This window comes from Micromonospora sp. NPDC047467 (genome assembly GCF_040643095.1).
Classification (GTDB): Bacteria; Actinomycetota; Actinomycetes; order Mycobacteriales; family Micromonosporaceae; genus Micromonospora.
In genome coordinates this window covers 36005-43866 of record NZ_JBEYTO010000002.1, presented here as the reverse complement: position 1 = coordinate 43866, position 7862 = coordinate 36005, and the positions used below count along the sequence as shown (strand labels likewise).

At 69.2% G+C, this 7862-nt stretch carries 10 protein-coding genes and 2 pseudogenes; 9 read left to right on the top strand and 3 right to left on the bottom strand.

Going from position 1 to position 7862, the window contains the following annotated elements; all coding sequences use genetic code 11:
- Positions 1-84: pseudogene (locus tag ABZ780_RS04425) on the bottom strand (oxidoreductase); the annotation flags it as partial.
- A gap of 68 nt (positions 85-152) precedes the next feature.
- Here ABZ780_RS04425 and ABZ780_RS04420 point away from each other — a divergent pair.
- The 5 genes and pseudogenes from ABZ780_RS04420 to ABZ780_RS04400 all read left to right on the top strand — a co-directional run.
- Positions 153-275, top strand: a complete 123-nt coding sequence (locus ABZ780_RS04420; RefSeq protein ID WP_357003444.1) for a hypothetical protein — start codon at positions 153-155, stop codon at positions 273-275.
- Between the two features lie 43 nt (positions 276-318).
- Positions 319-1866 (top strand): recombinase family protein, encoded by a 1548-nt coding sequence (locus tag ABZ780_RS04415; RefSeq protein WP_357003442.1) that lies wholly within the window; start codon positions 319-321, stop codon positions 1864-1866.
- 87 nt (positions 1867-1953) lie between these two features.
- Positions 1954-2268, top strand: coding sequence for a hypothetical protein (locus ABZ780_RS04410; protein WP_357003440.1), 315 nt, complete (start codon positions 1954-1956; stop codon positions 2266-2268).
- Positions 2269-2368: 100 nt separating this feature from the next.
- Complete coding sequence (locus tag ABZ780_RS04405) at positions 2369-2578, top strand: hypothetical protein (protein WP_357003438.1); 210 nt, start codon at positions 2369-2371, stop codon at positions 2576-2578.
- Positions 2579-2938: 360 nt separating this feature from the next.
- Positions 2939-3043 (top strand): annotated as a pseudogene (locus ABZ780_RS04400) (IS21 family transposase); the annotation flags it as partial.
- A gap of 1174 nt (positions 3044-4217) precedes the next feature.
- Here the strand turns inward: ABZ780_RS04400 and ABZ780_RS04395 are convergent.
- Both ABZ780_RS04395 and ABZ780_RS04390 read right to left on the bottom strand, forming a co-directional pair.
- The gene (locus ABZ780_RS04395) at positions 4218-4412 is read right to left on the bottom strand and encodes a DUF397 domain-containing protein (protein ID WP_357003436.1); all 195 of its coding nucleotides are present in this window, start codon (positions 4410-4412) and stop codon (positions 4218-4220) included.
- Positions 4400-5146 carry a DUF5753 domain-containing protein gene (locus ABZ780_RS04390; protein ID WP_357003434.1) on the bottom strand — a complete coding sequence of 249 codons (747 nt, stop codon included), beginning with the start codon at positions 5144-5146 and terminating at the stop codon, positions 4400-4402. Before ABZ780_RS04390 ends, ABZ780_RS04395 begins: the two co-directional genes overlap by 13 nt.
- A 448-nt stretch (positions 5147-5594) precedes the next feature.
- On the opposite strand from ABZ780_RS04390, the gene ABZ780_RS04385 reads away from it, so the two are divergent.
- The 4 genes from ABZ780_RS04385 (at position 5595) to ABZ780_RS04370 (ending at position 7856) form a co-directional block, all read left to right on the top strand.
- Entirely contained in the window at positions 5595-5822 is a 228-nt protein-coding gene (locus ABZ780_RS04385; RefSeq protein ID WP_357004801.1) for a hypothetical protein, read from the top strand.
- Positions 5822-6067: a flavin reductase gene (locus ABZ780_RS04380; RefSeq protein ID WP_357003432.1), complete on the top strand. Its 246-nt coding sequence runs from the start codon at positions 5822-5824 to the stop codon at positions 6065-6067. Before ABZ780_RS04385 ends, ABZ780_RS04380 begins: the two co-directional genes overlap by 1 nt.
- Before the next feature lie 469 nt (positions 6068-6536).
- The gene (locus ABZ780_RS04375; RefSeq protein WP_357484146.1) at positions 6537-6797 is read left to right on the top strand and encodes a hypothetical protein; all 261 of its coding nucleotides are present in this window, start codon (positions 6537-6539) and stop codon (positions 6795-6797) included.
- A 381-nt stretch (positions 6798-7178) separates the two neighbouring features.
- A complete protein-coding gene (locus ABZ780_RS04370) occupies positions 7179-7856 on the top strand; it encodes a hypothetical protein (protein ID WP_357003430.1) in 678 nt (225 codons plus the stop codon).
- Positions 7857-7862: the final 6 nt, after the last annotated feature.

Sequence of the window (7862 nt, the reverse complement as noted above, 5' to 3'; positions counted from 1 at the left end):
CCGGAACGGCACCTTGCTGCCCGCCGCCCGCCGGGCGCGGATCATCGCCATCAACGGCACCACACCGGAGCCGCCGCCGTTCACCCATCCGATGCCGCCCCGGATCGCCCCCGCTGGTCTGCCGGACGTCGGTGGTCAGGCACGATGGGGACATGAGCGCACGAGTACGGGCCCCCGAGCTGCGCGGTCGGGGCTGGCTGAACACCGGTGGACGCGATCTGAAGCTCGCCGACCTGCGCGGCAAGATCGTCCTCGCTGATTTCTGGATGTCCTAGAAGAAGCTTGTAACTCACTGGCCGAGGGCCTAGCGTCCTCGCCATGTCCCACCATGAACACCTCGCCGATCTCTACCTACGCCTGTCCCTCGACCGTGAGGGAAAGACCGCAATCGAGCGCCAAGAGGCCGACTGCCGGGCCTGGGCCACGCGCGCCGGGTTAGAGGTCCGTACCGTCCACATCGACCGGGGCCGGTCCGGCTATAAGGCCGTCGACCGCGCCGGGTTCGACGCCGCCGTATCTGCCCTCACGACCGGCACCGTCGGGACGCTGGTCGTCTGGAAGGTCGACCGCCTGTCCCGGCGTGGCATGGGCCAGGTCGGCCAAGTCCTTGACGACGTCGAGAAGGCCGGCGGACGGATCGTCTTCGTACAGGACGGCCTCGACACGTCGCACTCTCAGGCCCGGCTCGTGCTCGCCCTCCTGTCTGAGGTCGCCCGCAGCGAATCCGCGAACATCGGCCTTCGCGTCGCCAGCGCGAAGGCCCACCTTCGCACTCTCGGCCGGTGGATCGGGGGGCAGCCGCCGTACGGCCTGACCGTCGGCGAGGACGGCCGGCTAGACCACGACCCGCGCACCGCGCCGACCGCCCGCGAGATCGCCGACCGGGCCCTGTCCGGCGAGCCGCTGGTGAGGATCGCACGCGACCTCAACGCGCGGGAGATCCCCGCGCCGCGCGGCGGTGCCTGGGCCGTCGGGACGCTGTCTACTCTGCTCAAGTCCCCCGCGTTCGCCGGGCTACTGCCTGAGACCATCAAGCGCGACGGGAAGTACACGGCGAAGGTCGTCCCGTGGCGCGACCCGGAGACCGGCGAGACCGTCGAGGTCGGCCGAGGGATCGTCACGCCGGCCGAGCAACTACAGGCCGTTCGCCTCCTCGAACAGCGGACCGCCACCGACAAGTCGGGCCGCTCTCGGGGCGTCCGCGCGCAGGTCGCCCACCTCCTAACCGGGTACCTGCGCTGCGGGGGCTGCGCCGGTCGCATGTCCGCCGCCGGTCAGTCGTACGTCTGCCAAGCCCGCCGCCTCGGCCGCCCGTGCCCGGCGCACACCACGGCGATGATCCCCGCCGTCGACCGCGCCGTGGTCGACGGCTTCATAAACCGACTCGCCGCGACGGAGCCCGGCGACCCACTGCTAGACGCCGTCGCCGAACGATGGGTCGCCCGCCACGACCCCGCCGTAATCCGCGAGCGCGCCACCATCACAGCCGCCCTGGACGACGCTAACGCCGCCCTGGTCGACCTCGAAGACGCCCGATACCTGCGCGGCGAATTCGTCGGCCCCGAGGCGGTCCAGCGTTGGACCCGGTTACACGAACGCCTAACCGCCCGCGTCGCCGGGCTGCGTCGCAACCTCGCCGAGTTCCCGTTGCCCGAGGCCGACATCAGCCCGCTACTTGATCCGGTTCTAGCTCGCGAAGCTTGGGACGCCGCGACTCTGCCCGACCGGCGCGACCTTCTCGGCCTGGCCCTGAACGCCGTAACGATCACGCCCGCCGGGGGTCGCCGGGGCTACAGGTTCGACCCCGCCGCGCGTCTGCGCTTCACCTGGGCCGACGAGCCCGAGCCTGTGCCCGCCGACGCCTGAGACCAGCCACCACAACCGCATAAGACAGGCCCCGGCCGAGCGATTCCGCCGCCGACCAGGGCCCTAACGAACCCCAGGAGGTTCGCTGTGTTCAACCCTACTGACCCCCGCGTCTACATCGCTGCTCCCGCCGAGGCCGCCGACGGGCTCGGCGCCGCCGTGGCCGCCCTGCTGGACGCCGGCTACCTGGTCGTCACCGCGACCGACGCTGATCCGGCCGACGCTGACGACCTCGTCGCCCTGGTCGCCGACGACATGGACGCCGCTCGCGCGGCTGACGTCGTCGTGACCCTGCCCGGGGCCGAGGACTTCCCCGAACCCGTCTACGCCGCGCTTCACGGCGTGCCGGTCGTGACCCTGGCCGACGTTCTGGCCAATCTGCGTCGCCTGCCCACCGCATGAACCGCACCGAACGCGCCGAGGGCGCATTGCTGGTCCTGATCCTGCTCGTTGTCGGCGTGGCCGCTGGCTGGGCCAGCTTTCCCACGTACACGCGTGGACCATGGCCAACAGCCCCGACGGGACGCCGAACGCCTTCGGCTGGGTCAACGCCTGCGTGTCCGAGTTGGTCCCGGTGGCGTCGCTGCTGGAGATCCGGCGGCGGCGTCGGGCGGGTTCGCCGACGGGGTACCCGCTCGCCCTGCTGGTCGGGGCGGCGTGCCTGTCGCTCGCCGCTCAGCTCGCCGTGGCGAAGCCGGGCGTCTCGGGCTAGCTCCTGTCGGCTGTGCCGGCGCTCGCCTTCATGGCATTGGTGAAACTCGTCTTTGCCCGGACGCCCGCCATCACCCATGACCCGCAAGGGAGGACCGCAGACGCGTCGGCCGGGGCGACCCCTGCCGGAGGTACTCCTCGCCCGGGTGAGGCCGTCCTTAGTCCTCCCGGGGCCCCCTTGCCGATCGTCCTAGCGCCGGCCCGGCCTCGCCCGCCGGTCATCCCGTCCGGCGTTCGGCCGTTGCCGGTCCTTGCCTCTGTCGGCAATCCGCCGACGATGGCCGATCCGGTGGCGGCACCGCCCACGACCGCCGCCAGAGTGTCGACGGTGCTCGCCGCGACGCCGGGCGCGACGCCTGCGCAGATCGCCGCACGCCTGGGCGTCAGTGAGCGGACTGTGCGTCGGTACCTGCCTGCCGACAAGGTGCCGACACGGCGTCGGCGGCCTGCGAGGCTGACGGCCCTCACGACCACTTGAGACCCGCATGAATGTGCGGGCCGGGGGTCGTTGGTCGACCACCCCCGGCCCGCACGCCTACACCGCAGTGCGAAAATCTCCGTCAGTGCGTTGACTCATTCCTGCGGGTAGGACCTACACTCGGGGTGATAACGCGTTATCACCGTGATAACAAGGGCCAGTCGCCTAGGGCCTGGAAACTCGTGGCGACAGGTTTGCGGTCGCTGGCGTGGGTTCGTCTACCCAGTGGGTCAGGCGAATCCACCCCGCGCGAAGTCGGTCATGATGCTGACCACCTTCAACGCCCAGTACGTAATTTGCAGCAAGATCGCTGCGGCCGTCCCTCTGCTCTGCCAGTTGCGCGGCGCGGCTTGCGGAATAAGGCTCGTTCTCCTGCTTGGGGGCTTCCTCCTCCGGCTCGACTTGATCACCTCCCTTCGGCCTGTCGCGCGCCCCAGATGGGGCGACTGATGACCGCGTTGGAGTGAAGTGATTGCGTCGCCGCAGCGAGCCTAGCCCGAGCGGGGAACCACACCGCGTAGGCCCGATCGTGAGTGCTCTCCTGATTAGTAGTGGTACACGCATACCTAGGACGACGGGCCGGTAGTCGGGCCCAACGTCTAGGCGGCTTACACCGGTGTAACTTGCGCCCTCCATTGCAGACGGTTCAGCAACCGAGGTCAAGTCGCATCGGCATCTCTCGCCGAGAACGGCTGAATCCGGCTCGTCCGAACGTCTGCGAGTCGTGAGCGCGCGGTCAACGCGCCGAGGATGCCCGGGGGTAGGCCGCACACTTCCGAAGATCGGACTGCGCCGGCTATATGGAGCGTCGTCGGGCTGGTCGTCGGTTGTCACGTTCAGCAACGGTACGGCTGCCGATGGCTTGTGTCCCGCGAGCCTCTAGCGCTGTAGCTCGCGGACAGCGGGCACGACCGCTGAGGTTGTGCTCAACATTCAGCGCTACTTGGCGCGAAGTTCCGCGAAGTTTGGGGGAACTTCGCGGAACTTCGCGGAATGCTGGGCAACGGAGATCGTCATTCGGCCGATGCGCGGTCAACCGTTTTCCGTGCACCATGTGCTTACTCAGGCCACGCTAGCGCTGTGCCGGCGACATGCGCGGGCCTCAACGCATCGCGCCCGTCCCCAATATCGGGGACGGGCGCTTCCGTTGGTCTGGCGTTGGCTACGACCGCTCGGCTACTTGGCCGACGAACGCGACCCACGTGGCCGGGGGGAAGGTCAGCGCCGGACCCGCTGGGTCCTTTGAGTCGCGCACCGCGACGACGCCCGGAAGGTTGTCGGCAACCTCGACGCAGTCGCCGCCGTTGGAGCTACTGCGGGTGCTCTTGCGCCAGAGGGCGCCGGTCAGGTCAGCCATGATCTTGCCTCTAAGTAGTCGATGGTTTGGCGGCGTGGGAGAGCCACTGAGCGCAGCGTATCCCAGGTGGCCCAAAGGGCGGCGGTGTCGTTGGTCAGCCGTCCGGCAGCCTGATCATCGAGGTAGGCGACATCGCCGTCTTCAGTGGTGGCGATGACGAACGGCCCCGCTTGCCCGGCGTGAAGGCCCGCGTCCAGCGGCAACACGTGAACAAGCACATTCGGCCGCTGGGCCATCTTTACCAGGTGGTCTAGCTGCGGGTTCATGATCTCGGGGTCGCCACGACGAAGAGCGAATTCGTCAATCACCGCGACGAAGAGCGGGGGCTTGCGCCGGTCGAGCACCGCCGTTTGCCTGCGTAGCCGGGTCTCGACGTAGTCCGCGACCTCGTCCGGGCCGAGCACCCCACTAGCCAGTACCGCCGAGGCGTAATCGGGGGTTTGCAACAAGCCGGGAATGACCGCCACCTGAAAGGCGCGCAGAGCAGACGCCTGAAGCTCGGTCTCCACCCACGGGCGTAGCCACGCCGGTTCCCGCCGCTTCAAGACGTCCGGCCAAATGTCCTCAGCCTCACGGCCGAGCGCAGCGGCTGCGGCTGCGCGGTGGCGCGGGTGTGGGACTCGGCCGGGGTTGACCCAGCGCGCCACCGTCTTCGGGTCTACGCCGACCTGCTCGGCAAGACTTTCGACGGTCTCACCTGTGTCAGCCAATGCCACTCGTAGCGCCTGGTTCATGCCCACCTCCGAGCGGACGTCTTCGACGTCTATAGAACGTATAGCTACGTGGTGTAGCCGTCTAGCTTCGTTGGGCAAGGTGCTTTGTAGACGGCGCGGCCGGCAGGGACCAGAACCCGGCGGACGCGTTCGTAACCGGGGCCGCCCCTGACGGCGAGCACTACGGGGGTGGCCCCTTCCCAGAGCTACGAGCAGGGGGAGCGCGCGTGCCGGACCAGCCACCCGAACCGAAGCCCGATCGGCCACCCAACCGGAAGCCGGCCCCGGCGAGACCGCCGACGCCCTGGCCGCCGGGGACCTTCGTCCCGGTCGGGCTGCCCCCGGTCGCGCCGGTTGAACGCCTAAACCGCGTCCCTGATAGCCGCTGGGCGCACGCGTGAGCGGGGCCGCGCGGAAGGTGGCGACAGGCGACGTCCTGCACCTAACCCGCGCCGCGAGTGTGCAGTTCATGCGCCCGATCTTCGTGCGCGTGATTCGGGTACTCGACTGGCCGACGTACGACGGTTGGCTCTGGCTCGACGGGTACGAGCTGGGCGTGAGCGGGGACGCTGTCGCGCGGCGTTCGTTGTTCGTCATGTCCGGCGGCCTGGTTTGGCAGGACCCGCCGGCACTGGCCCCAGCGTCCCGGCAGACCGCCCGCCGCCCGGTCGCCCGTACGCCCGTGCGGGTCGGCTGATGCGCGACCAGGCGGAGCACAAGCCGTTACGCCCGTCGTGGCGTTGCCCCAACTGCGGCATCTTGTGGCCCTGCTCGGCCGCGAAGCTGCGCCTCCTCGGCGAGTTCCGCGACGATCGTCCGGGCCTGCTGGTACACATGGCAAAGGTTCAGGAGGAGGCGACGGCCGACCTGAAGAAACTCAACCCGGACGGCACATTGCCGGACCTGACCCCGCGCTTTGTCGGCTGGGCCCAACGCCGGTAGCCGTCTCAGCCGCCCGCCCCGGCGTTAGTGCCTCGTCCACCGAGGCTGACCGCCCTGGGGCGGGTCTTTGCGCTGAGCGGTGCCAGCATCACGCGGAGCGTGGAAGCGAGCCGCCGGGTGACGCAGTGACCCCCGTTTCGTCACTTCCCTATTACTACTACTAGAGGAAGAAGAAGAAGTCTTAGACATAGATACGGGAGTGACGAAACGCGCGTCACTGCGTCACTCGAAAAGGCCCGCTTCCCTGGGGCAGCGTGAAACCGCCGTCCCACGTCCGGCGTCCCGCAACGTGGGACAGGTGAACAGCTAGGGCCTCGCGGGCCCACTCACCTTGTAACGGGCGGGGCTTCTCCTGGCGCTGCGGCCGTCATTCTTCAGGCCAGATCGAGCCCGCTTTATGTGGCGTGAGCGGGCTCGATCTGGTTTTTTCTGCCGTTTATTCGCATCACGCGGAAAGGGAGGTGCCTGTATGGCCCGGTGTAGCGAGTGCCCGGCGGCGACTACGCGCACCCCCGGCTACCGCGCCCGCCTGACCTGCTCGAACCGGTGCCGTATCAGAAGGTCGGTCCGTCTACGCGCGGAGGCTGCAACGAGCTTCCGTGCCGCCGCGCAGGATCTGCTGCTGCGCCAGGCCGACGCCGTGATCGCCGAGGACCGCGACGCCCTGGCCGCGATCGAGCGTAAGGCGGCGCGGCTGTTTGGCACCGAGCCAACCGAGAAGGCGGCCTGATGGTTCAGCCTTTCGAGCCTGACCCGGCGGTTGCCCAACTGATCGCCGAGAAGGTGCTGGCGGGCGCGGCGAATACAACGTCACGACCGCCGAACTACACGCGGTTGTGTGCCGTCGGCTACCGCGGAGTTCAGCGACGAAGAATCCCGCGGCGAAGGCTTGGAACGTCCGCCACCTGGCTGCCGATCTCGGCACGCTCGGCATCTCCGCCAGCCGCAGACGCACCCGCGCGGATAGCCGCCCCTGGTTCTTCCGACTGGTCTGAGACGCCCCCTCGGAGGGCCTGAGTCGTTCCCAGCCTTCCCCCGATTCCGACCCGCACCTGATCCCCCCACACAGAGCGTCTGGCGGGGGGATTGCAGCACACCCAGAGGAGACACAATGGCCACGAGCATCGGCGACCTGGTCGCCCCCGACTACGGCATCCCGGCCTGGGTCCTGGACGACCCCGCGTGCCCGTCTGCCGTGCGGACCGCGTTCGACGCCCTGGACGCGGCGAACAACGCCACCGCCGCCGAGCGGGACATGGTTGAAGCGATCCGCGACGCCATGGCCGACAACCGCGCGGCGATCGCCGCCGCGATCCGAGCTGGAAAGAACCCGCCCGCGCCGATCTTTCAGGAGGTCACCGACGAGCGCATCCGTCAGGCCGAGCTAAAGATCCGCGCCGCGCTGAACCGGGCTTACGCCGCCGCGCGGGTCTACGAGCAGAGCATTCCTGCGAACTACGAGGGTCTGCGGCCGATCCTCGCCGCCCGCCTCCCCGAGTTGGCCGAGACCTCGGCCCGCGCGATCCGCGAAGCGCGCGGCGCGTACGAGGAGGCCGACCGGGTCGCCTCGGCGATTACCGGGCTGGACAACCTGCGCGTCATGCACCGTCCGGCGAGCCCTGAGCAACGCGCCGCGCTGGCCGCCCACCACAACGCCGCCCACCGGGCCGACCCGAGGAACTTCCCCGGTCGCCTGTCCCGCCTCGGCATGGCATGGGACGACCTCACCGTCTGCGCGAGCGGCATCCCGGCGGACCTGATCGCCGCCGAGCCGTTCACGGGGGCGTGACCGTGA